The sequence below is a fragment of the Candidatus Omnitrophota bacterium genome, assembly GCA_013791745.1.
Lineage (GTDB): Bacteria > CG03 > CG03 > CG03 > CG03 > CG03.
The window spans coordinates 1-25,360 of record VMTH01000153.1 but is presented as its reverse complement, the minus strand read 5'-3'; the positions used below and the strand labels follow the sequence as shown (position 1 = coordinate 25,360).

Here is a 25,360-nt window from a genome sequence, read left to right as displayed (position 1 = left end):
AAACAAGCAATCTTCACGCTTTTGAATCAGATGAGAAAAAATAACCATTTCCACACAGTAACTAATATCACTTCCCATGTTGAAATTTTGGACATTTGGCCAACAAGATGTAACGTTTAGGCCTCCAATGCACCATACATATATAGGGGGGGGTGCAAAAATAGTTATTTCTTTGGCGGCGCGGGCTATTGATAATATTTTTGGCCCGTTGCGGAACTGAATGAAGGGAGAAAATTATGAAAGAAGAACTGGGATTCAAAAGGATTAGGCCGAAATACGGCCTGCAAACAAAATTAGGCGGTGGCGAATGCACGGAATGGAGCGCTAAGACAGGCAAAACAATCCATAAAAAATGGAAACCTTATCGGCCGGAAGCCATGTTGGAGGAAAAGATCATATTTTCTGATAATATAGAAGACTTTGAGCGTCTTGAATTTATCACACTGCCGTCTTTCCACAGGCCATGGCAGACGGGCATTTACAGGCGCAAAGACAAATACTTTGCAGCATGCGAAGAATTTAAAAGAGACGGTTACTCCTATGATGAACGTCGCAGGGGCGGACCTATTCCCAAAACCGAAGCTGAAATCTCCAAAGAAAAAGCGATGGAAGTCCTCAATCTCCTAAAAGATCTGGTCCATAGCAGAAAAGGTTTGATAAACTCATCCGCGAATGCCTCCATAGGATGCGACGGCACAATCGAAGAATTCAAATTTAAAAGCGGCTCAAATATTGTGTTCTTCCGATGGTGGATGGCCCTTCCCGAAGGTTATGACACACTTCAGGATATGCTGAGTATCATAAACGACTGCGTCCCGAGCTGATGCCCGCAGAGAAATAAAATCAGGTTTTGCTTGAACCTTGCGAATATATTCCAAAAAAGTTAAATTTGATAGAGGGAGGAAAAAATGAACAAGTTTTTTTTATTGTCTGTTTTGTGCGGAGTATTTATATTTTCCTCAAATTCAGCGCATGCCGCGCAAGAAGATTTAAAAGAATCTCTTGCGAGTGATATGCAATATTATGAACGAGTTATAAAGCCGGCAGGAAAGAGCGCTCAGATAAATTTCTTAAATAGACTAATTCAGAAATATGAAACTAAAGGCATTGATTCCATGTATCTTATTCCAGTTGAGGAAAATTTAAGATTGCTTCAACAAAGCGAAGAAAAACCTGCTAAAGACCTTGATGATGAAATCAGAAAATTGGAAAAAACAATTGAGGCAGAAGAAAAAGAAAATCTTCGACAACCTAAAAGAAACAGCCAATATCAACAGGAAAACTGGACTGGGAATATTAACATTTATTTCGGGGCGAAGGCCTTAAAGGAAGAAGACTGGACGCCTGTAGAGGAACAAGATGAAGCAGGTATAGCTTTTGACTTTAAAGAACAGCATTGGCCGGTGAGTCTTGTTGTCGACTATTCAAATTCCATTGGAGAAGGAACTTTCTATTACTATGGCTGGATAGATTGTGAGGCTAAACTCTCCGAGCTGAATATAGGAATTCGCAAAATTTGGGATCGAAATTTAAATGTTCGACCATTTATTGGCGGAGGAATTTCTTTTATCAGAGGCGAAGTGACATATTCTTCCGGTGGATATGATTTGGGTTCCATCTCTGATAGCGGTACGGGTTATTGGATAGGGGGCGGTGTGTACTGGACACTAAATGAAAGTTTTAACATAGGATTAGAAATGAAATCGTCGTATGCAAAAATAACTATAGGAGACTGGAGTGGTAACGCTGGGGGCGGACATTTCGGTTTTTTCATTGGCTATCATTACTAAAATGGCTTCAGAATGAAAAAATGTTTATATTTCAGAAAATTTATGATGTTTGGTCGCAACAAAATTGTCGCCCCGCTCCAGGCGAACGCCATCTACCGAACGCACGGGGAAAATAGACGGTAATGCCATGATAAAAATATGATTAAAATTGCTCCAAACGCAAGAGTAGCTTGTCCAGTTAATAAAGCCGAATACCATTATGAATGGGAGAGGGGATGGTTGCCCCATATTGTTGGCACCACTAAATCTGAGTTGAGAATAGACACAAAAACAATAACTAATATTGAACGAAAATTCCATAAAAATCCACAGGATAAGAATCTATATTTCGCATATTTGTTTTCGAATATATTTGCCGACACGAATTTCGAGCCAATTTTTGAAGAGGGTATAAAAAAGGGGTGGAACGATTTTAATGAGTATATGAATGCAGTAGGTCACCTTATGGGTTATGATAATTATTTGGCAGATGACAATAGCCATCTTGAAAATAGAGATGCATATTTAGGCAATCTTCAAAGATTAATGATATTTATATTGAAACGAATCGACTTAGTTTTTGATAAAGCTTTAGAAGCTGCCTTCTGTTGGATGTTTTGCGGTTTTTTGGGAATGCAAAATATTTCAATCTCTCTGTTAATTGAAAAAATTTATGGTAAACAATTTTTGTTGGATGAGGATCTTAATGACGGGGATAGATATATAAGTTCGTTAATACTGGCCGATAATTATTTCAGCAAAGGGAAGGTGTTAGACGCCTTTGAGCTTTATATGAGATTGAAGGAATTTAATTTGCATAATAAAATAGATGATTCTGAATTCAAACAGCAGATTAAATGGCAAGAGGAATTATATTATTTTGACGGTGTTGTAAAAAGTATCACAACCATTGACGACAGAATAGAGCTTTGTGTCAATGCGTTACTTGAAAGATCTGAGGGGCAAATAGATAATATAATCTCAAATGCCTATATGGATATAATGGTATTGCGGCGCACAGAAAGAGAGAAAAAAAACATAAGAAAAACATATGAGAAAATAGCAAGGCTTTTTGAATGCACGATTTTAGGGAAATATGATAATGCTCAGAAATACCTACAAGAAGTGGGGGAAGATGAGCAACAAAAAGCATTTACTAAAAAGTGCGGAAAATTTATTAAATGGGTAAAGACCCATAAGAAAATTAGGAAAATTAAAGCTGGCACGCGGACAGAAGATTTACTGGAAAAGGTAAGTAATTATAATACGCCGGGATATGAGCTTGTATTATCGTTGGAGACAATGCTCCGCAAATTTGTTAAGGAAAACTTAAAGAGTTTGTATGGTACTAAAAAATGGTGGGTTAGTGGTGTTGCGGATGGAGAAATTAAGAAAACTTGTGCGGCGAGAAGAGAGGATGATTCATGCCTTTATGAGTCCTTTGCGTATATGTATTTAAAGGATTTGCAGAAAATAATAAAAACAAAAGCAAATTGGCAGGGCATATTCGGAAAGTATTTTCTTACTGAGAGAAACAGAAACAAAGATAAACTCCTGTCTTGGATAAGTGAAATTATTCCGATTAGAAATAAGATAATGCATGGGAGATTGGTCAAGAAAAAAGAACTTCAGCTGTTGCGGAAACTTTATGCCGACTTTAAGAAAATTTATTCTAAGTGGGCCGGGCCAAGAACGGCCAAGCCCGACCAGCGCAAATAATGCTGATTGGTTGCAGGCTTACAATAGACAGGGAATGAAAACTATTATTGACAAGATTAGAAATTGCAAAGGGAACTGCTCTAAAAAGATCATTCGTCAATATATTTTTTAAAATATTCTACATCAACCTCATATACGACTTTAGCATTAACCCCTAATTCTACTTTTTCAAACATTTCAATTAATTTATTCCCGTCTACTAATTCTATTGGCGGAGCACCTTCCCTATTTGCTTCTTTTATCGCTTCACTCGTGAAAGATCCGGTTGTCAGAATTATCCCCTTTTCAGCCCGACCGATCATAGCATTTCTAAAATCTCCTACTTGCGCCCTAGATACAGAACCCTGATATTTTTTACATTGAAAAATAACTTTAAAACTAACAAAAGGATTTAGTTCTAATGTACCGTATCCATCAATTCCGCCGTCGTGAGATGCGCCGGTAACAACAACATTGTCAAAACCATGTTCTCTCAATAATTCCTTGCATATTTTTTCAAATCCTGACGGCGATAAATTCTGTAATGTGTAAAGTAAATCAGCAGGAGTTTCTTTTTGATATTCTTCAGGAGTTTTTTCTTCTTGATCTTCAATTATTTTAGAGCTTTCTTTTTCCTTTCTTGCCCTTTGATATATTTCAACCCATTTTAAAAATATATTTCTTGCTTCTTCGTCATTTAAATGTGTTTTCTTCCCTTCCTCCGTAAGTTTCCAAGTTCCATATTTTGAAGAATCCAACAAACCTTCCCAAACAAGGTATCGTCTTGCCCATGCCACTTGATTATGAAATTTGTTTATACCTGATTTTAAAATCTCATCTAATAAATCATCCGGTAAACTTAAATTCTCAGCAATTTTATTTGAAACCTCCCTTGGCTTACCCGAATCCCCTAAATCTCGCAATGCATCTAAAAGTGGCCCGAGCCATTTAACAAATTCTGCTTTTGAATTTTTTCTGCTCATTTTATCTCCTTATTTCTTCCGTTCAATTCATCAACAGAAATCTTAAATACATCTGCATTTTTTAAACATTTTTCAGCTTCAAGAAATTCGACATAGCCATGCGTTCTAATTTCTCCATTCGCCAAATTTGCAGTTATTTTAATCTTCTTTGAGCTGTTTCATTTCTTTCGGAGTTCTCTTTCTCATCTCAAGAGCGCCGGTAAAGCATTTCTTCGTACAGATGGAACAGCCGATGCATTTCGCGGGGTCGATCTCCGGGAAGCCGTCTTTGTCGAGCGAGATCGCCTGGTAGGGACAGCGCGCGCAGTTGCCGCAGCTGAGACAAATTTCCTTATCTATAAGCGACGATATTTTTTTCGTCGGTGAAATATCCATAAAACCTGTTATGGGATTGGGCTGGGCTATTCCTATGAGATCTTTCATGGATTTGATCCCTCTCTGCTTCATAAGATAACTCACGCCGCTGCAAAGTTCATCGTATATACCGTAGCCGTATTTTGTCGGCATCGTGCAGAACTGCACGGTCTTCACGCCGATGGCGAGAAAATGAGACGCCTGTTTGTAATTCATAGGCCCGCCGTTGCCGGATATTGAAAGCCCCACAGGCATCGCGCATACCAGGTTGTTATAGCTTATCGGGGCCACCGCCTCGCCGCTCATACCGAAAACAATGGCTTCATCCCATTTGCCTTTTTTGCCGGGCCTGAAATCCACGACGGGGAAAGTGTTGGCGAGTGTGATGCCGGCTTTCTTACCGGGATATTTGTCAAACACTTCCTTGATGGCCCTGGCTATCGGAACAATAGAGGTGACCGCGCCGGTGAGCTTGAAGAGTTTCGGTATTTTCGGGTCTGACACTTCCATCACCCAGTCTATTATCCTGGCCGTGAGCGCGGCGTTCTGCGAAACGATATCTCCCTCGGTGCCGTCGCCGCCCTGAGGACAGGAAAGAGAATACTCTATACCCATAACTCCGGCGTTTTCAAGTTTCTTCGTGTTGGCCTGCCAGCCTTTTTTGTCTTCCTTATCGTTTCCTGTGACAGGGCCTCCAGTTGAAGCCATTGTCAGCCTATCCGGAAATTCTTTTACCAGTTTTTTTACCTCTCCACAGACTCTTGTCAGGGTGTGCCCTGACACATTATCACAATTGCCGTAAGTTGTGTCGTTGAAAGTATGCATATATTCGCCGGGGATGTGTATACCGCCACCGTCAAAAGCGGTCTTCATAATTCCGCCCGCCCAGCCGGCTTCATAAGCTTTCTTCATCTGGTCATAACCGTCCGACGGGGGGGCCGCAGAAAGCAGAAACGGTGAATTTATTTTTCTGCCGAAGAAATCCGTCTCAAGAGAAACGGGGAGCGGCTCATAGCCGCTGATCTCCACGGTGCTCTTAACATCCTTTTTCACCTTCGATGCTTTTTTGCCGGCAAGATAAGCCGCGGCATCTTCCGCGGCGTTTTTTCCGGAAGCGACAGCCTCGACAACCGTCGTGGGGCCGTTGGCATAATCTCCCGCAGAGAAAACTCCTTTCGCCGTGGCAAAACGTTTTTCGGCGCGGGTGCCTATGGCGATGATCACATTTTTGATGTCGTTTCTTGACTGCTCCGTGCCGGGGATCGTCTTCAGATCTTTGAGCGCGAATTTTTTGCCGGCGGCAAGATCGACCTTTACCGTTGTGAGCCCTGAAATTTTTCCGCTCTTTGTCTTTATCGCCGTCACCGATGTTCTGTTGGTCAGTTCAATGCCGTTTTCAAGGAGCTCTACTCTTTCCTTGGCGCTCAGCGGCATCTCGGAAACTGTTTCAAGGATAAACATCTCCACCTTTGAGGCGCCGTTTTTTTTCGCCGTCACCGCGCAGTCAACCGCGGATGCCCCACCGCCTATGACAGCGACTTTGCCCGCGAATTTGTATTTTTTCGGATTGATCAAATAGTCTATGACATTGACAGCCTTGCCCTGATTTTCAATTCCGGGAAGAATCGGCGCCCAGAGACCCGTGGCCGAAATAACGGCCTTATAACCTTTTTTGAGCAGGTCCGTCGCTTCTTTCACCGCCTGACCTGTGCGTATCTCTATGCTTCCGAGCGCTTTTATGAAATCTATATCCGTCTTGATGATCTTCCTGTCCAGCCTGAAAGCGGGTATGAGATTACAGGCTCCGCCGGGAAGGCGGTTTTTCTCAAAGACAGCGACCTGATAGCCCTTCTGCGAGAGCACCGCCGCCGCGGCAAGTCCGGCGGGCCCGGCGCCGATGACAGCTATTTTTTCCCCTTTTGGTTTCGCTTTATTAAAACACGGGATACCGCCCAACTCCCCGGCCTTCTGTATTATGTAGGCCTGCACCTCGGGTATTTTGACGGAACCGTCAAAATCCTTGTGCGAACATTTCGCCATGCAGTGCCTGTCGGGACAAACCGTGCCGCAGACGCCGCCGAGCGGATTGCTCTTCATTATCGCGGATGCGGCTCGCAGATAATCCTGAGCTTCGCCCTCTTTCGAGGCCATTATAAATTCAAAAGGCGAACAATTCGCCGGGCAAGCGGATTCGCAGGGCCTTTCCTCGCAATATTCGCATTTGGCCAATTCCGCTTTGAACTGCATCTCAGTCATTGTCTGTTTCATCACTATCCTCCTGAACAATATTCCAAAAATAAAATTAGCATACCTCCTCGCCGAGACAAAGAAGGCAAAGGTTTAAACTATTTTTTTGACGGCGTTTTTTCGGGCGGCGGCAGCTTTATATCCAGATAAGAAGCCGTTGCCTCGGCGTCTCTTTTCAGCCCGGTATTCTCGCTTTTTGATGCCTCAATAACTATATTTTCAATTTCTTTTGTTTTCTGCTTCATCAGTCCGAGCGCGCGGATGCCGTTTCTTTTTGTTTCTATGTTTTCCGATTTGGCGGCGTCAAGGGCTAAGGCGAAACCTTTGTCACTGCCCAGCTGAGCGAGAGAATACACAAGGGCATACTGAACATCCTGAGATTTTTCCTTTTCCAGCAGCTCCTCAAGGGTTTTAACGGCTTCGGGGTTCCTTACCTCGCCCAGGGCTTTTATGGCCGCGATACGCGAAGACTCTTCCTTGCTTTTAGCGGCAACTTTCATCAGTGGCTTGGCCGCTTGTGAATAGCGCATCCTGCCGAGAGACTGCGCGGCAACGGAACTCAGGCGGGGATTTTGGCCTTCAAGCATCTCTATCAGGGCCGGGCCTGCTTCATCGGAGCCTATAACCCCCAGGACATTGACAGCCGACAGGCGCAAACCGAGGTCAGTTTCCTTCTTTAAATATTCCACGAGCGGCTGAACGGAATTTTTATCCCTTATATAACCAAAGGCCACGATGGCCGACGACCGGACATTTCTGTTTTTGTCATTGAGTGCCTTCACCAGAGATGGAACGGCCTCCTTACTGCGCATATTGCCGAGAGCTTCCGCCGCCATGGCGCGCACGCCGAAATCAGCGTCGTTTTCAAGCGCTTCGCAGAGAATATTCACGGAAGAAGGCTGTCTCATTCTGCCTATGTCCCTGACGGCTTCACGGCGCACGGCGGGCGATGTGCTTTTCATGAGCTTAAACTGATTTTCAGCTCCTCCCTGCTGGGCAAGGGCCAGTCCGGTGCATAAAACAAGCGCGATAATTATCCTCATTGTTCCCTCCTGTTATTCTTCTCGGCGAAACTTCTCACTTCGGAGTCACTGTCATTCAGAAGACTCCTGAAAAGTCCGCGGCTCTCTTCGTCATCATAATATAGCAGCACTTTCGCCGCTGCCAGGCGAATTCCCGGATCCTTGCTTTCCAGCGCCGAAAATACGGTTTTTTTGCCGGAATAATCAGAATCTCTTGCCAGCAGAAGAGCAGCCTCGAGCGCTATGTTCATATCTTTCTCTTCCAGATAATCTTTTAAGATCGCGCCGCTTTCCTCAGGGCGTATTTTAATCATCGCCTGAAGCGCTGTTTTCCGCGCTTCCGCCGACTTATCTTTGGAGGCCATCTTCTGCAATTGTTTAAAGTATTCTTCCAGCCGCATATTTCCGGCAAACTCCGCGGCGGCGACTCTGACGATCTCGCCCTTGTGTTTCAGCAAGTCATCCACTTTCTCGGCGGCCCCGGCCATTCGCAGATTCGCGGCCGCGCGGAGAGCCTCTTTTACGACTATAAAACTGGAATCGTCCAGCATAGAAAGAACATCCCCTCCCGCGATAGAGGCGGGAAAGGCGCTCAGCACGCGGACGGCGTCGGCCCTTATGACCGCGGCGCTGTCACTCAAAGCGGTTCTCAATATATCCAGCGCTATGCTCGTCAAGGTTATTTCCTGCTGTGAGGTGGTATCTTCCGTGAGCTCATCCGTAACCACGGAGGTAGAGACATCCACCTCCATAACGGGATCAATACGGGCCTCGGCGAAAAAGCGGCTGAACTGGGTGATCCCGGATACGGCGAGCCTCCTCACGAGCAGATCATCATCCGAGGCCGCCACGCCCAGAAGATTCATGGCCGTAACGGGGGGAAGAGTGGAGTGAATAATGGAATACACCGCGCGGCGACGGACAAGGGGCGTGTCGGAAACAATGTCTTTTTGCAGATCATTCGCGAGAGACGCGTACAATGTTCCTGCAATACATACCGCAGATAAAATCAGAATTCTGTCAATTTTCATCATAATCTTTATGATATTATTTTTAAGAGACCTTTGCAAGATTAAAGCCCTCCGAAAAACGCGCCATTAACCTTGTTTTCAGCGCCCGGTTATTCCGCAGCGCAGGGTCTTTTTCCAGAAGTGGAAAAGCCTCCTCCCGCGCGGCGTTCAGGACAGCGATGTCCGACAAATCCGGAAATTTTTCTTCCAGCGCTTTATTGTAATTAAAGCTGATATCCATCATCCCGTGCTGCGCCGAGCCGAAGTACTGTCCGGCCCCGCGCAGCTCAAGATCTTTTTCCGCCAGCTCAAAACCGTCGGAGCTTTTCAGGAAGCAGGATATACGCTCAAGAGCCAGAGAGTCCGCGCCCGCAACCGTCACAAAGCAGCAGGATTTTTCTCCGCCGCGCCCTATTCTGCCGCGGAGCTGATGCAGGGTGCTCAGGCCGTACATCTGGGCATTTTCAATGAGCATAAATGTCGCGCGCGGGATATCCACACCCACCTCAATGACCGTTGTGGAGACGAGAATGTCCGCTTTCCCGGCGGCAAACTTTTCCATTGCCGCGCTCTTGGCCGCGGGCATCATGCGGCCGTGAAGGAGTGTCACCCTGTAATCCGGGAAAACCTCATCCGAAAGATATTTATACGCGGCTTTCGCGGAATAATCTTCCTGCGTTTCATTTTCCTCTATACAGGGATAAACCACAAAAGCCTGAAAACCCTTATCTATCTGTTTCCTTATCAGGCCGTAGGCCTCCTGCGAACTTCCCTGAATGGTCTCCACTTTTTTTCTTCCCGGCGGTAACACGCGTATCTCGCTCCTGTCCAGATCTCCGAACAAAGCCAGCGACAAAGCCCTCGGTATGGGGGTCGCCGTGAGAACAAGAATATCCGGCGAGCTTCCCTTGGCGGAAAGCGCGGCTTTCTGATGCACGCCGAAGCGCTGCTGCTCATCTATTATAACCAGCGACAGTTTCTTGAATTTAACATGCTCCTGGAAAAGCGCGTGCGTGCCGATAACGACATCAGCTTTTCCCGAGCTTATTTCCTCCAGAGCGAGGCGACGGTCTTCTTTTTTCATCCCGCCCGTCAGAAGAAGCGTTTTTACCACGCCGGCTCTAAACAGGGAAGAAAGAGTTTTGAAATGCTGTTCGGCCAAAGGCAGCGTGGGAGCGAGTATAGCCGTCTGATACCCGTTCTCCTTTGCGAGCACAGCCGAGGCAGCGGCCACCACGGTTTTGCCGCTGCCGACATCGCCCTGGATCAGCCTGTTCATCGGGAAAGGGGAGAGCATGTCCCTGAAAATATCGTTTATGGCTGTCTTCTGGCCGGACGTGAAATCAAAAGGAAGGGATTCCTTCCACGGCGTCAATAAGTTTTTTTTCAATTTGTATGTTAGATCTTTTCTGGTTTTTTTTATTTGAGCGCGGTTATAGGCCACGGCGCACTCAAAAATAAAAAATTCCTCAAACTTGATCCTTCTGTATGCCTCCGAGAGCGCCCGGGGCGTGTCCGGAAAATGCGAGTTCCTGAAAGCGGACGGGCGAGACGGAAGAGTGAGGCGTTTTCTTGTATCAGCTGGAATGAATTCCTCTACGGATTGAGAATATTTTTCCAGAGCGTTCCACATCCAGCGCCTGAAGCGCTTGATGCTTATGCCCTTTGTCAGCCGGTAAACCGGCACCCTGCGGAAAAACGAGAGGCTCTTCTCTCCGGCTTTGAGCACCTCGAAATCAAAATTGCTCATCGTCAAACCTTCCGCGAGAAGCTCCACTTTCCCGTAAACGGCTATCTCCTGGCCGATCTCAATAACAGCCAGTATATATTTGACCCTGTTCTGAAAAGCGAGAAGACGTATATTACCGGTGCCGGCTTTGTCTTCCAGCGTGATCTCAACAATACGCGCGCGCCGGCGCGGAGATTTTCCGCCGGTTATTTTTTTGACCGTTCCGGCGACAAAAAAACTCTCATCCGAGGGCAGGACAGCCGTTAATTCGCGCGCAGAAATATAATTCCTTCTGTCTTCCATCCTGAAAGGCAGATAAGCGAACATATCTTCTACCGAGCGTATGCCTATTTTTTCCAGCAGCAAAGCGTTTCCCGGGCCCACGCCTTTTATATATCTCACATCGGTTTTGTCCATAAAGAATCCTTCTCCAACTTATTTTTAATTTCGGTTGAATGCTTGCGTAATTTTAGAAAATTTTATAGCATTCTCCAAAGTGGAGGAATAAAAATTATGTCAAAAATATGCAGCGTGTGCGGAAAAAAAGCCATGGCGGGCAACAACCGCAGTAAGTCCAATCGCGCGACAAGGCGGACATGGGGCGTGAATCTCCAGAAAATCCGCTTTGAATATAACAACAAAACACAGTCGGGCTACGTGTGCGTTTCCTGTTTCAAAAACGTGCGCAAGGTCTAATACTTCAATCCCCGCTTCTTAACCGCCGGCGGATCTTGTATCTTGCCGAAGGCTTTCTCGCTATTTTCAGCCAGTCGCTTGACGGGTGCGCGCGTTTGGCTGTCAGGATCTCAACGCGGTCGCCGCTTTTGAGAATATAACCCATCGGCTGCATAACACCGTTAACCAGACAGCCCCTGAAATGATCTCCTATGTCGCTGTGCACGGCATACGCGAAATCTATCGCCGAGGAACCGTTGAGGAGCCTTTTCACATCGCCTTTGGGCGTGAGAACGAAGATCTCGTCATAGCTCAGCTCTGTTTTGAGGTTGTGTATGAATTCATCCCTTGAAAGCTTGTCCATCTGCCATTCGTAGAATGAATCCAGCCAGTTTTTCAGCCCCTTAGCGGCGAGAGCGGACATGTCTTTGTACCTCCAGTGCGCAGCGATGCCGTATTCGCTGGTCCTGTGCATATCGCCTGTCCTGATCTGAAACTCAATGATTTCCCCGCCGACATCGCAGGTCGTGTGTATTGACTGATACATATTTAATTTGGGGTAAGATATGTAATCCGTAAAAGATCCTTCCACCGGAACATATATTTCATGCAGCAGGGCGAGCGTTTTGTAGCAGTCCGCTTTATTCTCGTTGATAACGCGCACGGCGACAATATCCTCGAGTTCGTCTATGCCCTTGCTCTGTTTCCGCATTTTTCGGTAAATGCTCAGAGGGCTTTTCACTCTCGCCTGGATAATAACATCCGTGAGGCCGCTGGCGTGAAATTTATGCGATAACTCATGCTCCACCTTTTTTATCGTCTGGCTGGCCCGCGGATGAAGAAGGCGGAGCCTTTCCTGTATTTTTTTGTATTCGCCCTCATGCAGCACGGCGAAAGCCCTGTCCTCGAGCTCGGCCTTGACGATATTCATTCCCAGGCGGTGCGCCAGAGGCGCGTATATCTCAAGAACCCCTTTGGCGAAACCCTCTCTGCGGGAGGCCTCAAGAAATTCCGCCGTACGCATATTGTCAAGTTTATCCGCAAGCCTTATGATTATGACCCTCACGTCTTTACCCATGGCGAGTATGAGCTGTCTGAGATTTTCCGTGTCCTTGGAAAAAGAGGGCAGCTCTTTAATTTTCGTGAGGGCCGCCACAATTGAAGATATCTCAGCGCCGAACTCGGATTCGATCTCTTCCACGCTGACATCCGTGTCCTCCACAAGATCGTGCAGAAGCCCCGCTATCAGTGCCGTGTCGTCCATCCTCCACTTTCCCAATTCCAGCGCCACGCGGTAGGGATGCAATATGTACGGTGACCCATCGAGCCTCTGCTGTGGGAGGTGATGTTTTTCGGCCCAGTCAAAAGCGAGATGAACGAAATCTTTATCCTGCGCGGCGGCGAGCAGTTTTTCAAGCTCTATTTTTTTTGTCAGCATTTTATGCGCTGGAACGGGTTTGTAAATTTAGAACGGCGAATTGACCGAAAAGGAAAATGTTTCCAGATATTCGTCATGGGAAGACATCGGCGGGTACTCTTTCTGCCAGGATATATCCACATTCACTCTGTCCTGATACCAGCCTATGCCGGCAGAATACCCTGTCTTATTATTATCATTGAGATCCTCACCGAAGATCCCGCCTCTGAGAAAAATAATATCCCCTATGCTCTGTTCCAGGCCGGCGTGGTATATTTTTATATTTTTTTTGCCGTCGCCGCGGGCTTTGCCGTATTTGCGGAGCTCCATTTCGGATGACACTGTCAGGAGGCGGCTCAACTGAACCATCGCCCCCGTGCGCCTGATCACGGGCAGGTCGTGGGCATCATAGCCGCTCCAGGAGATGGATGAGGGGGAATTGAACAGCGACGCCGCGAAAGTGATGTTCGGATGAGCCCTGTAAGTGATGCCCCAGTCAATACCGTAACCGTTGGCGTCTGAAATTTTTGCCGACGAGGAAGAGGTAAAGCCCATGTATCCGGAAAAATAATTTATGTTCATTCCGAAATTCATGCCGCCGCCGACATTGTTGGAAAAAGACATGGTGAACTTGTTGACCTTGACCTCGAGGGCTGAGGACGCTGTGCCGGTTGAGATCATGTTGGAAAGCGGCTGCCACGCCACAGCCATGCCGCCGCCCCTGAAGCCCAGGAAGGTGAGCGCGCGGCCGCCGAGGATATCATATTGATCGGCCAATTCCTTTGGCGATTGCCGCACATTGAAAGAAATAAGGCTCATGTTGGTCCCGCCGTAAAGTCCGGCCGGATTAAAATACACGGCCGAGGCGTCGAGCACCGAACAAAGCCCGGCACCGCCCATGGCGGCGCTCCTCACACCGGGATTGTATCCGTCATAAGCGTTATAGGGGAACAAATCGGGCAGTTTCTCCGCCGCCGCGAAAGAGCCCAAAAATAAAATCGCCGCAAGCGTCCGTCCCGCGAAATTTTTTTTAGTCATAGGTCAGTTTATTTTATACTCTTTCAGTTTGTTCAGGTCGGGAATCTCTATCGCCCCTTTTTTGAGCACGAGCATACCGTCCCTCTTTAAGATCTGCAGCGTCCGGTTCACCACTTCTCTGGCGGAGCCCACAAGCTCGGCGAGCTCCTGCTGGGTCAGCACAAGCCGCCGGCGGCGGGTCTTCACAGAGCCTTTGGAAGAGGCCAGCATCACAAGAGCTTTGACCGTGCGCTCGGGAACGCTCTGATAAAAGAGCACCTCTATGTGCTTGTTGGTGTCCTGCAGCCGCTGGCAGAGACTCGCCAGCACCGACATGGCAATGGAGGAATTATCTTTCAGCAGCTTCTTAAAATTAACGGCGTCAAGTTTTAAAAGCGTCAGCGGTCCAATAGCTTTTACGGAAGCGGATCGCGGCAAATTGGTTATGATCGCCATTTCCCCGAAGAGCTCGCCTTCGTTGACGATAGACAGCGATTTTATTTTCCCGTCGTCGGATGTTTTGTACACCATCGCGCGGCCTTTCACCACAAAATAGATATGATGGCCGGGCTCATCTTCCTTAATTACGACAGCCCTGTTCTTGAATTGTACGAATTTTCCGAAGTCAAGAATGCTTTCCAAATCTGACGGCGCAATGCCCCTGAACGCCTCGATCTTCTGCAATATCTGTATTTTTTTATTCATTAATGGGTTAACCCGCCTTTTGCGGCAAACAAAGCAGCCGCCAGCTTTTTCTATTTTACCAAAATAAGATTTTTAGTCAACCGCAGAAGGGCCGGCTCCAGGGAGGGACAGCGGCGCCATACAAAACCGCTGCCCGGAAGGGATGTTAATTTTCGCTCATTTTTATGTTATCATTGTTTCATGTTCTCAATAAAATTAAAAGATATCGACTTTGATAAGACTTTTAAATCTGGCCTTTTTTATTTCTTTTACGGACGCAAGCCGGAACGCAGGATCCTCGCGGGGGGAAAAATCCTCACCCTGGGCTTTGCGCAGAAAAACAGCATCTTATCCGTGAGCGCTGACTGTTCTTTGGGCGACAAAGAGAAAAAAATAATAAAAAAGCGCCTGCGCTATTGCTTCGGCGCGGATGAGGACTTGACTGAATTCAAGACTCTCTGCTCACGCGACAGGGTTTTGAAAAATTTTCTGCCGCGCATAAAAGGCACAAGGATAATTTCGGCTTATTCCGATTTCGAGGCCCTGGTCGGGGCCGTTGTCTCGCAGAATAATTCCTATACGCATTACCGCGATCAAATGCTCAGGCTCTATGAAAAACTGAATTTCAAACAGGAGAGCTATCTCGGGAACCTGGACGGATTCCGGCTGGGCTACAAAAGCGCGTATCTTAAAAACCTCGCTGCCGGGTATGGGAAAACTCCTCTCGGCAAAATAAAAGGGATAGGGCCGTATTCCCTGAATCTTTTTGAAATATTCCAGAAAAGAAATTACGGCGCTTTTTACATAGACTGCCTAACCGAAAAAATAATGAGAGAAAACTACCGCATAAACTCGGATCTTGATAAAGCCTCAAAAAAACTCTGGGGAAAATGGCGGGGCCTGGCGCTGGCCTATCTTCAGCGTTTTTTTGAGCGGAAGCCCCAAAACACTTGAATTCTGTCCAAGAGAACAACTCCTGAAAACGGCCGGCCCTCGTTTCAGATCAACCATGTTATCGAGCATCAATGTTTCATGCAGTATGCGGTGCTATATTATTATTGTTATTTGAGCCGGTAAATGTTAACATCATCTGCAATGCATATGCAATTAAACAATAAATTTGTCCATTTATGCTGTTTTACTATTTTATTTTCCGCTAACCTTCTATCTGCTGTTGACAAAGATATTATTGCGCACTGGAATTTCGACGAGGGACAAGGCAGTTTATTACACGACATCAGCGGCAACGGCAACGACGGGACGATATACGGCGCAAGCTGGACGGAAGGCAAATACGGGCAAGCGCTGAGTTTTGACGGGGTGAATGATTATGTTAATTGCGGCAACAGTGCGAGTGTGAATATGCATCCGCCGCTTAGTATAGAAGCCTGGGTTTTTCCGTATGATACAGCATCGGAGTGCCGTATGATAGTTTCAAAGGGAGATAAGGCTTTCCGCAATTATAGATTGGACTTGTATAATGGACGAGTGCGTTTTATTGTTGAGGGCTTTGACCCGCATATTATAGAGAGTAATGCGATTTTAGAGCCTGATAAATGGCAGCATATCGTGGCGGTGCATGACGGGACAAGTTCCAGAATTTATATAAACTCTCTCCTGGATATTTCTGTTGATGTGAGCGGTGGAAGTACTGTAAATAGCCCATCTCCTCTTACAATAGGAATTGAACCTGCGTATAGAAATTATCCCTATTATTGGAAAGGCCTCCTTGACGAGGTCACGATACACAAACGCGCGTTGACGGCGAATGAAATTAGGGAAAGTTATAATTTATTCAAAGAAAAATCAAAGAATAAAAAAGCGCCGGATGCAGAATCAAAAGGTAATACCGCGCAGGTAAAAATTGCTGATAATAATGGGAACGGAGAAATCAATTCATTTATCAAATCATCCAGCAAAATTCCCGCTCCTGTGAGTAGTCATTCCAGTGTGGTTAATAATGGCTATCTTTATATCACTGGAGGAAGCAATAGCAGTGACACCGTGTATTATGCAAAGATAAACCCCGACGGCAGCTTAGGGAGTTTTGCAACTTCTCCCAACAAAATTCCTGTTTCTTTGTATGCTCATTCCAGCGTAGTTTGTAATGGCTATCTCTACATCACGGGGGGATGGAATGTCAGCAGTGCTCAGCAGAACACAGTATATTATGCGAAAATAAATTCAGACGGAAGCATTGGAAGTTTTACAACTTCTCCTAACAAAATTCCCGCTTCTTTGTATGCTCATTCCAGTGTGGTTAATAATGGTTATTTGTACATCACAGGGGGATCCAGCCGCCGCGGTCAGCAGAACACAGTATATTATGCGAAAATAAATTCAGACGGAAGCATCGGAAGTTTTACAACTTCAACCAATAATATTCCCACTAATTTGACTCTTCATTCCAGTGTGGTTAATAATGGCTATCTCTACATTACAGGGGGAAATACCGGTAGCAGTAATCAGAACACGTTATATTACGCGAAAATAAATTCTGACGGCTCTATAGAAAGTTTTACCACTTCAACCAACAAAATTCCCGCTTCTTTGTATGGTCATGTCAGCGTGGTTTATAATGGTTATCTTTATATCACCGGAGGGAGCGTAGCTACCGGTACTTTGAACACAGTATATTACGCAAAAATAAACTCAGACGGAAGCATTGGAAATTTTACAACTTCACCCAACAAAATTCTCGTTTCTTTGCTTGGTCATTCCAGTGTGGTTAATAATGGTTATCTCTATATCACAGGGGGAAATAGCGGTGGCGGTCATCTTGACACAGTATATTACACTTCTTTTTGTGGAGGAGACAAATTAGCCAAAAGTGAATCAAAATATAACCAGCCGCAAGATGCCAAACCGGAAGGTCTTGTCGCGCGCTGGAATTTCGACGAGGGTTCGGGGAATATATTGAACGATAAAAGCGGGAAAGGAAATGACGGAACGATATACGGAGCGAGTTGGGATGAAGGCAAATACGGTCAAGCGCTGAATTTTGATGGTAGTAATGATTATGTTGATTGTGGAAGTGAGCCGGATTTATTGCCGACAAATAGTGTAACCTATTCTTTGTGGGTTAATCCGGCGGTAATGGATGTTAATAGAGGAATTGTTGTTTCAGATACAAAATATAATGGTGGTTTTAATTTGTTCACCATCTGGAACACTCACACATATAGAATCTATGCTAATATCAATGGTGTTTTAAAACTTTACGGTGGACCGCCTGTAAACGTAGGACAATGGACTTATCTTGTTGCTACTTATGATGGTTCAACTATAAGGTTGTACGTTAATGGAATTGAGTATGGCAGTGGGCTTTCTGCGCCAGGCACTATTATTGGGAGTACAAAGATACGTATTGCAGGAACCACCACAGGAACAGTATCTAATTGGAAAGGTCTCATCGACGAAACAGTAATCTACAATAGGGCATTAACAGCCACTGAAATACGGCAGCTCTACACCAGCACAGCAAACTCCGCCATGACCAAGAGTGAAGTAAAACCTGCCGCTCCGGTAAAACAACGCCCAACCAAAACGGTCAAAAGAACTAACCCCGACGGCAAAAGGCTTCCTTTTTTGTGGGTGAGTTTGCCTTTATTGATTTTTGCGATGTCTGCAGCATACAAATGGATGAAAATCAAAAAAAGTGCCGTTCCGGCAGACAAGAAAAAACTTAGCTCCGCCCTGTTGGGCTGGTTCGGCGCAGGCCTGATATTTGTATGGATAATGGCGAGCTTCCGCTTTATTTTTTATGGCGGTCGGTTTCCCATAATAGAATTGATAACACATAACCCGCTTTTAAGGCTGTTCCCGCTGTTCCGGCACATTATAGTTATTCACACCTCACAGGGAAGTTTATCAAACAGCATAAGTTATTTTATTGCGAGAGGTATAGTGCTGCTAATGCCTTTCGTTATCATAGGCGGGATATTACTGAATGCCCTATGGCTGATAAGAACCTCGAGAAAAGCGGCAAAACGCTATTGGATGAAAAATGCCGCGGGAATAGCGATTTTTACGATTATAGGATTACTGTATTTCCCCCATCATGGTTATTTTAATCGCAGCTTACGCTTATTGGAGCGATACTACCTGCGAACGCCCGCGGCACATCAGGAACTTTCCGTTAAACACAAGACTGATACCACAAGAAGCAAAGAGCAAAATCAGGAGATCGCTCTTAGCAACGAATTTATAACAGCTCTTAGCAAATACGAAAAAGGTAAATACAAAAGCGCTCTGCGGGGTTTCAAAAAAATGCTCGATAAAGCACCGGATAACAAGAAAACGATTATAAAAAATAATATAGCGGCGGCGTATATCAAGCTCGGCAAATACGCGACCGCGGAACAATACTTAAAAGAACTGCAACAAGACTCTTATACTTCCGTGCACATCTCTCTGAATAGAGCATACCTTTATTTTAAGATGGGTGAGCTTGAGCGTTCCTATGAAGAGGCATTGCCTGCCATGACCCACCCGGGAACGATGCGGGCTGGCGATATGAAGGAAATGCGTAACTGGTTTCAAAGTTTGAGCGGGAACGATTTGGCCGTTAGCCGGAGCGATTTAGCCGCCAAACTCATTCTTACCCTCGCAAAAAATCTTTTTGTGGATAGAAAGAGCAGCCGCGTGACATATACACCTGAGAACTCTTCGACAGCCATGTATTCCCTGCACCGATCAGAGGGCAATAATATCAACAGATTAAAGGGGATAAATATCTCAGATGCGGGTTTTGCTTTTGTGGACGCGGATAACGATAACAAAAACGATCTCGTTTATGCGGCCGAAGACGGATTGAAAATCATATACGGCCGTACCCTACACAACCGCGGGGACTTCCATTTTGATGACGCCAACAGCGTAAAAATCGTCCCCGAACAAAATGATACGGCGAAAATAGGCGCTTTGTGCGCGGGAGATTTCAACGGCGACGGCATTGAAGATATATTTTTCACAATTGTTTACGATGATAAAGCTCAGGCGGACAAATTGTGCGGCATATACGGCGGTACCAGGATAACGGGAGACTGGTCTTTCAACGCCACCTATCCCGATGTCTACCTCACAAGCTCGGAGAAAACAGGCTTGTCGGGCAGTAAACTGCAGAGCGGTGATTTTAACGGCGACGGGATAGATGATATTGCCGTTACTGGCGGAGGGCTGTGTGTTTATTACGGCGGCGCTATACCTTCAGCCGGTGATATTTTAAATCAGTCTTCCGTAAACCTGAAATTTAAAACAGAAGACGAACTGGGCTGTTTGGCCGATTTGGATGGCACCGTGCAAAGCGATTATGTGAGCGTAAAGGCGGGCGAAGCTTTATATATAAACGGCAAAAAAATTAAATCAGACAGCATACGCAGAGCGGTCAAAATAGAAAGGATAACGGCGCTGGACTTAGACGGCGATCGAATTGATGAGATAGCCCTATTTATTTCGGGTGAAAAAATTGATAACATAGGGTGCGTAAAAAGAGGAGCGCTGTATATCTTGAAATTAAACCGGCAAAAGCCCAATAGTTTTGAGGAATATGTTTACGCTTTAGGCGGCGCAAATGAGCTGAAGAATGTGTTCATCGCTCCGGCTTCCGATGCTTGCGCGGAAAGTTTGTATGTTCTTTATGGAACAGGCGTTTTTAATCTGCAGGGAGAGCGGGATTATTTTGTGAAAAACAAAAACAGGCTGGCCTATGCTAAAGATTATTTACTGGTAAAACCGTCGAAAGAGTGCCCGTTTGATGATAAATATCCTTTAATATTTGGTGAATATCCGCTGAAGTTTAGATAACATTTAGGAGGATCCGAGATGAAAAAAATTTTATTAGCCTGTTTACTGGTATTGTGTTCATGTTCAGTGGCCAGAATAGCAGAAACGGAACCCAATGACGATTTTAACCATGCCACCGAAATTAAAGCGAAGCAAAAAACCGAAATCATCGGATTCCTGAAAGACAAAAATGATGTGGATATTTATAAAGTCACGATTCCCAAAACTTCCAAGGACGAAGAAAATACTGAAAAGAATTTGTCAATCACTCTGGCTCCCGCTACGGGCATAGATATGGGATTCATGGTGTTTAACGCAAAATATGATTTTATAAAAGGGATTAACGATTCGCCGGCGGGAGAAAAAGAAAATCTAATGAATCTGGGGGTAAAAGAAGGCGATATTTATTTTTTGCGGTTCCAGGGTCTTTTCAGCGCCAGCGCCGTCATCAAATCAACGAGTGGCTATACGGTGATATTGGAAATCCAAGACAAAGCGAATATCGAACGGGAACCGAACGATAAAAAGGTAAAAGCCGCGAGTCTGAAGTTAAATATGGAAATAACCGGATTTTTTAATCCTCAAAAAATATGGAATATTGGCGGCAACTACAGTGATGAAGAAGACTGGTATCGCATTGAGGTCGCGAAAGGCGATTCTATATTGGATTTTGATATTTCGGGCGTACCGTTTGTAGACAGTGCGATGAGCGTATATGACGAAAATGATTATAAGCTGGTTGAAATAGACAATTACGGCGATGGGCAGGGCGAAAGTTATCATTATCTCGGCGTGAAAGGCCCCGCTTACTATACCCTGCTGATAAAAGCTAAAAATAATTCAGGCAGTTTCACCGTGCCATATACATTGCGGACTAATTTCAGGTCCTATGCCGGTAATAGCGAAAGGGAGCCTAATGACAACAGAAGTATAGCGTCTGAAATCTCGACAAAAGTCATCGGCGATCCGGGCAATCTGATTTCGGGATATATAAATCCGGCGGGGGATCAGGATTGGTATAAGATACGGCTAACGGGTCGTAAGCATATCATGCATGTTAAAACCGAAAGCGCGGAAAATTTAGATATTGTAATGAAAATATGTGACGAGATGGGAGATGTCCTGAAAACCATAAACAATATGGGTAAGGAAGCAACTGAAACGATTAGCAATATGGGTATTATCCCGGATAAAACTTATTATCTGGTGATCGCAGATGATTCCGGCAAGAATTCAAATGCAAGAGATCCCTATAAAACCACTATCACGTTCAATCCGTATGACAAGGGAAAGGAATTTGAACCCAATAATAAGGAAGCAGACGCCGAATTATTGGAGGTGGGCAGTAAAATCGCGGGTTATCTTGCCCCAAGAGAGGACGTCGACTGCTTCAAGCTGAATGTTTATTCAGAGGTTTCACTTAAATGCTCGGTAACAGGCGTTCCCGGAATCAGAATTGTAATGGAAATGCTTTATCCCGATGGCCAATCCAAAATTTTGACTTCGGAAAATCCGGGCAAGATGCTTGAGGGAGTATTTAAACTTCCTGCAGGGGAAGACTGCATTCTAAAACTCAGGGGAGCGGATTCACGAGAGAGCAATGTGAGAGATGAGTATGTATTAACGGTTTCACAGAATTGAAATAGGAGGCGCTATTATGCTAAAAAAATTAACTTTACTTTCGATGTCAGTGTTTTTGTTCGCCTGCGCGAGCGTGCCGCCGCAAAAGGATTTTGAGGAGAAAAAAAATACAGACAGCAGTAATTTCAAGTTTGTAAGTTATGACAACGAGATCGTATCGGCGGAGACCGATACTCAGAATTATTACAAAATATTTATAGATAAAAAATACAGCGGCTCCACTAATGTGGCATTACGTTCTCAGAAAAAAAAATTTGAGGCCAAGCTGATAGAGGACCGGCATTTGTTAAGGGTGGAAAGATATATTTATCATGAATCTTTGAAAACATGGAGTATGGACGAAGCGCTGCGCCAGCCGGATTATCTGTATTTTGATATACAGAAAAAAAGGCGCACCGTGGTAACTCTCGAATATAGCAAAGACGGGGCGGCAAAAAAATTTGTAGTTACGTATGAACCTATAGAGTAACTGCGAATTTTCAGCCAGAACACATAAACGCGTGCCAGATTTTGCCAGCCCCTAATCGTTTACAATAGGTTCAAAAAGTATTAAAATCAAAGCTATGAAAAAAACAATTTACGTGTTTTTGATCCTTGCCGCCGCGGGAATCGCCGTAAGCGCCGCCTTCGGATCATGCCGCCGCCGGCAGTCGGGATCGATCGCCTCTGACACCGTCTGGAAAGGCAGGGTGAAACTCACCGGGGATGTTGTTGTGGAGAGAAGAGCAGCGCTGACAGTGGAGGCGGGAACCATTATTTATTACGCCGGCAAAGCCGATAAGCAGGTGCGTTATATACGCGAAGAGGCAGCGGGCCCCTTCAACATTCTCCAGAACGACAAAATAGAGATACTTGTAGAGGGCAAACTCAATATCCGCGGCACGGCCGCAAAACCGGTGAGGTTCATAGGCTCGCCCTCCTTCGGCGGCATCGTGCTCCTCGGAAATAACCCCTCGGAGATCTCTCACGCGGAATTCACAGGCGGAGATGTGCCTGTGCGGGTTTACGGAGAAAACAAGCCCGCCATAACCGGCAGCTCCTTCCGCGACGCGGAACTCGCCGCCATAGGATACTGGGATCTCGCGGGCGGGAAAATAACAGACTGCGTTTTTGAGAACTGCCGGCACGCCATAGGCGTGGCGGATTTCGCCGCGCCTGAAATATCCAGCTCATCGGTGCTTTTCTCCAAAATGGCGGGCATATTCTGCGAGGGGAATTCCGCGCCTGTTATCACGGGCTGCAGAATTGAGGGCAACAACGCCGGCATAGCCGCGGGCGGCATTTCCAGAGCGAAGATACTGTCATGTTCCATTCTCGGCAACGGCGCCGGAATATCCGCCTGGTCAAAAGCCTCTATTGTAATCGACGGCAGCAGGATCATGAAAAATGTCAGCGGCGTTTTTTTTCAGGATGAGGGTGCGGGCACGATAAAAAACAGCGCGCTGAGATCCAACGGGGCCGCCGTTTCGGCCGCCGGCTCCTCGCGGAGCGTCATACACGATAATGTCTTTACAGGCAACGATACTGCGGTCATCCTGCGTGACAGCGCCTCCGGCACCATCAGCAACAACACAATAAGCGGTAAAGAGGGAATACGCCTTTCAGAGCTTTCCCGCGGCCGCATAACATCCAACAGCTTCAGCGCTTGCGATACCGCCATTAAACTTATGAACCGCAGCAGCGCGGTTTTACAGTCCAACAGCATGTCTTCTGTTAAAAATACCCTTGTTGACGAACGCGTGAAATGAAAATAGCGATTTTTGCCAACACGGGCAGAGAAAAAGTCAGAAAAAATCTCATCGATCTGAGGAAAATTCTGAAAAAGTCGGGGATAAGCGTATCACGCTCGGAATTTGACACAGCTTTTGTGCTCGGCGGCGACGGCTGGCTTTTAAAAACTCTTCGCGAAGTCCGCTCAAAAAGAGTGTCTGTCTATTTTTTCCCCATGGGAGAAAACACTCACACGGGCGGGTTCAGGATCGGCGACACGCCCGGAATAATAACAAACACGCTGAAAACACTAAAATACCGTCCTCCTTATCTTCAAAGCTCAATGATAGCTTTCAACGACATCGTTATTAAAACGGGCAAAGTGGCCCGCACCATGAAATATAGGGTAACTGCCGGTAAAAAAAGCATAAGCTCCGAGGGTGACGGGGTCATTGTAGCCACGCCAATAGGTTCAACTGCCTACAACAAGGCAGCCGGAGGAAAGGCGCTCGCCCTGGAATCAAAAAAAACGGCCATAACACCCCTTTTGCCCTTTCGCGGCGATGGAAAAGGAATCATTATCGGACAAAACCATACCATAACCGTGGAGATACTGAACAAACAGGGAGATGTGTGGGAAATAGCCGACGGCTGTCTGATCAAACCCGCTTTACCGCTGACAAAAATAAGCCGCAAAACAGCCATGTGCCGAATAATATTTCCCGAAACAGCAAAAACAGGAGGCAAAAGATGATAACAAGGGCCAATGTCCAGGATGCAAAGCAGGTTTATGAGATAATCAGAAAAAACGCAGCAAAAAGCGTTGTGCTGCCGAGGTCGCTCGTTGACATCTATGAGCGCATCAGGGAATTTTTCGTTTACCGCGTAAAGGGCAAAATAGTCGGCATTGTCGCGCTGCACATCGTCTGGGAGGATATGGCCGAGGTCCGCTCCCTTGTTGTTGACGCCCGCCACAGAAAAAAAGGCATAGGCCGGAAACTGGTTCAGAAAACCCTTGAAGATGCCGGCAACCTCAACATACCCAATGTTTTCGCTCTTACCAGAGAGGCGGCCTTTTTTAAACGCCTCGGCTTTAAACGGGTGGCGAAAAACAAACTGCCTCAGAAAGTGTGGAAGGACTGCATAAACTGCCCGCTGTTCCCGGACTGCGACGAAGTGCCGGTCATATTCCGACTGAACAAAAACGCGCTGCAAAAATAAGCGGGCGAGCGAGCGCGGAACCGCTGAAGGATCCGGCGCGACGGGGCTCAGCTTCAGGAAAAAATAGATCTTCTTTTACAACAGAGTAACGCCGGTTCCGGGAACAGAAACCGCTTACTTCCCTCTGCCGTAGAGGCTTATTTTTACCGGTCGGCTCGGGCGCTGACTATTTTTACAGTGTAATGGTCATAGCGCGGGTCTTCACTGGCGCCATAGAAACTGATTTTAAAATTCCTTTCCTCACCCGCCGGAACCGCGCCGCTGATGTAGTCTGATTTTGTATCTACGAATGTATTCTGTTTATCAAAATATTCGGCTTCCACTTTCACCGATCGCCATGTTTCGGAACCTGTATTTTTTATCTGGCCCAGAATATCAATATTCCTTTTTCCTTTACTC

At 45.9% G+C, this 25,360-nt stretch carries 19 protein-coding genes; 11 read left to right on the top strand and 8 right to left on the bottom strand.

Annotated features, from left to right (window positions below):
- The first annotated feature begins 236 nt into the window (after positions 1-236).
- The 3 genes from FP827_07370 (at position 237) to FP827_07360 (ending at position 3,488) form a co-directional block, all read left to right on the top strand.
- Positions 237-824, top strand: a complete 588-nt coding sequence (locus FP827_07370; protein ID MBA3052886.1) for a hypothetical protein — start codon at positions 237-239, stop codon at positions 822-824.
- A gap of 84 nt (positions 825-908) precedes the next feature.
- Positions 909-1,790, top strand: coding sequence for a porin family protein (locus FP827_07365; protein ID MBA3052885.1), 882 nt, complete (start codon positions 909-911; stop codon positions 1,788-1,790).
- A gap of 138 nt (positions 1,791-1,928) precedes the next feature.
- Positions 1,929-3,488, top strand: coding sequence for a hypothetical protein (locus FP827_07360; GenBank protein MBA3052884.1), 1,560 nt, complete (start codon positions 1,929-1,931; stop codon positions 3,486-3,488).
- Between the two features lie 89 nt (positions 3,489-3,577).
- Here FP827_07360 and FP827_07355 read toward each other — a convergent pair whose 3' ends face one another.
- The 5 genes from FP827_07355 to recG form a co-directional block, all read right to left on the bottom strand.
- On the bottom strand, positions 3,578-4,450 hold the full coding sequence (locus FP827_07355; GenBank protein MBA3052883.1) for a restriction endonuclease: 873 nt from the start codon (positions 4,448-4,450) through the stop codon (positions 3,578-3,580).
- A gap of 138 nt (positions 4,451-4,588) precedes the next feature.
- On the bottom strand, positions 4,589-7,060 hold the full coding sequence (locus FP827_07350) for an FAD-binding protein (GenBank protein MBA3052882.1): 2,472 nt from the start codon (positions 7,058-7,060) through the stop codon (positions 4,589-4,591).
- An 89-nt stretch (positions 7,061-7,149) separates the two neighbouring features.
- Positions 7,150-8,094 (bottom strand): HEAT repeat domain-containing protein, encoded by a 945-nt coding sequence (locus tag FP827_07345; protein ID MBA3052881.1) that lies wholly within the window; start codon positions 8,092-8,094, stop codon positions 7,150-7,152.
- Positions 8,091-9,107: a hypothetical protein gene (locus FP827_07340; GenBank protein MBA3052880.1), complete on the bottom strand. Its 1,017-nt coding sequence runs from the start codon at positions 9,105-9,107 to the stop codon at positions 8,091-8,093. Before FP827_07340 ends, FP827_07345 begins: the two co-directional genes overlap by 4 nt.
- A gap of 19 nt (positions 9,108-9,126) precedes the next feature.
- Positions 9,127-11,229, bottom strand: coding sequence for an ATP-dependent DNA helicase RecG (recG, locus tag FP827_07335; protein ID MBA3052879.1), 2,103 nt, complete (start codon positions 11,227-11,229; stop codon positions 9,127-9,129).
- A 96-nt stretch (positions 11,230-11,325) separates the two neighbouring features.
- Here recG and rpmB point away from each other — a divergent pair, with 96 nt between their 5' ends.
- The gene (gene rpmB / locus FP827_07330) at positions 11,326-11,508 is read left to right on the top strand and encodes a 50S ribosomal protein L28 (protein ID MBA3052878.1); all 183 of its coding nucleotides are present in this window, start codon (positions 11,326-11,328) and stop codon (positions 11,506-11,508) included.
- A gap of 4 nt (positions 11,509-11,512) precedes the next feature.
- Here rpmB and FP827_07325 read toward each other — a convergent pair whose 3' ends face one another.
- Genes FP827_07325 through FP827_07315 form a run of 3 tightly spaced genes read right to left on the bottom strand, consistent with a single transcriptional unit; the run spans position 11,513 to position 14,626 of the window.
- Entirely contained in the window at positions 11,513-12,925 is a 1,413-nt protein-coding gene (locus tag FP827_07325) for a bifunctional (p)ppGpp synthetase/guanosine-3',5'-bis(diphosphate) 3'-pyrophosphohydrolase (protein MBA3052877.1), read from the bottom strand.
- A 27-nt stretch (positions 12,926-12,952) separates the two neighbouring features.
- A complete protein-coding gene (locus FP827_07320; protein ID MBA3052876.1) occupies positions 12,953-13,942 on the bottom strand; it encodes a hypothetical protein in 990 nt (329 codons plus the stop codon).
- Between the two features lie 3 nt (positions 13,943-13,945).
- On the bottom strand, positions 13,946-14,626 hold the full coding sequence (locus tag FP827_07315) for a Crp/Fnr family transcriptional regulator (protein MBA3052875.1): 681 nt from the start codon (positions 14,624-14,626) through the stop codon (positions 13,946-13,948).
- 180 nt (positions 14,627-14,806) lie between these two features.
- Here FP827_07315 and FP827_07310 point away from each other — a divergent pair, with 180 nt between their 5' ends.
- From FP827_07310 to FP827_07280, 7 genes are all read left to right on the top strand, one after another.
- Positions 14,807-15,559, top strand: a complete 753-nt coding sequence (locus tag FP827_07310) for a hypothetical protein (protein MBA3052874.1) — start codon at positions 14,807-14,809, stop codon at positions 15,557-15,559.
- Positions 15,560-15,682: 123 nt separating this feature from the next.
- Positions 15,683-20,410 (top strand): hypothetical protein, encoded by a 4,728-nt coding sequence (locus tag FP827_07305; GenBank protein MBA3052873.1) that lies wholly within the window; start codon positions 15,683-15,685, stop codon positions 20,408-20,410.
- An 18-nt stretch (positions 20,411-20,428) separates the two neighbouring features.
- The gene (locus FP827_07300; protein MBA3052872.1) at positions 20,429-22,030 is read left to right on the top strand and encodes a hypothetical protein; all 1,602 of its coding nucleotides are present in this window, start codon (positions 20,429-20,431) and stop codon (positions 22,028-22,030) included.
- Positions 22,031-22,046: 16 nt separating this feature from the next.
- Complete coding sequence (locus FP827_07295; protein ID MBA3052871.1) at positions 22,047-22,499, top strand: hypothetical protein; 453 nt, start codon at positions 22,047-22,049, stop codon at positions 22,497-22,499.
- Between the two features lie 94 nt (positions 22,500-22,593).
- Complete coding sequence (locus tag FP827_07290; GenBank protein ID MBA3052870.1) at positions 22,594-23,778, top strand: hypothetical protein; 1,185 nt, start codon at positions 22,594-22,596, stop codon at positions 23,776-23,778.
- A complete protein-coding gene (locus tag FP827_07285) occupies positions 23,775-24,494 on the top strand; it encodes an NAD(+)/NADH kinase (protein MBA3052869.1) in 720 nt (239 codons plus the stop codon). The genes FP827_07290 and FP827_07285 overlap by 4 nt, the downstream gene beginning before the upstream one ends.
- Entirely contained in the window at positions 24,491-24,961 is a 471-nt protein-coding gene (locus tag FP827_07280; protein ID MBA3052868.1) for an N-acetyltransferase, read from the top strand. Before FP827_07285 ends, FP827_07280 begins: the two co-directional genes overlap by 4 nt.
- Positions 24,962-25,360: the final 399 nt, after the last annotated feature.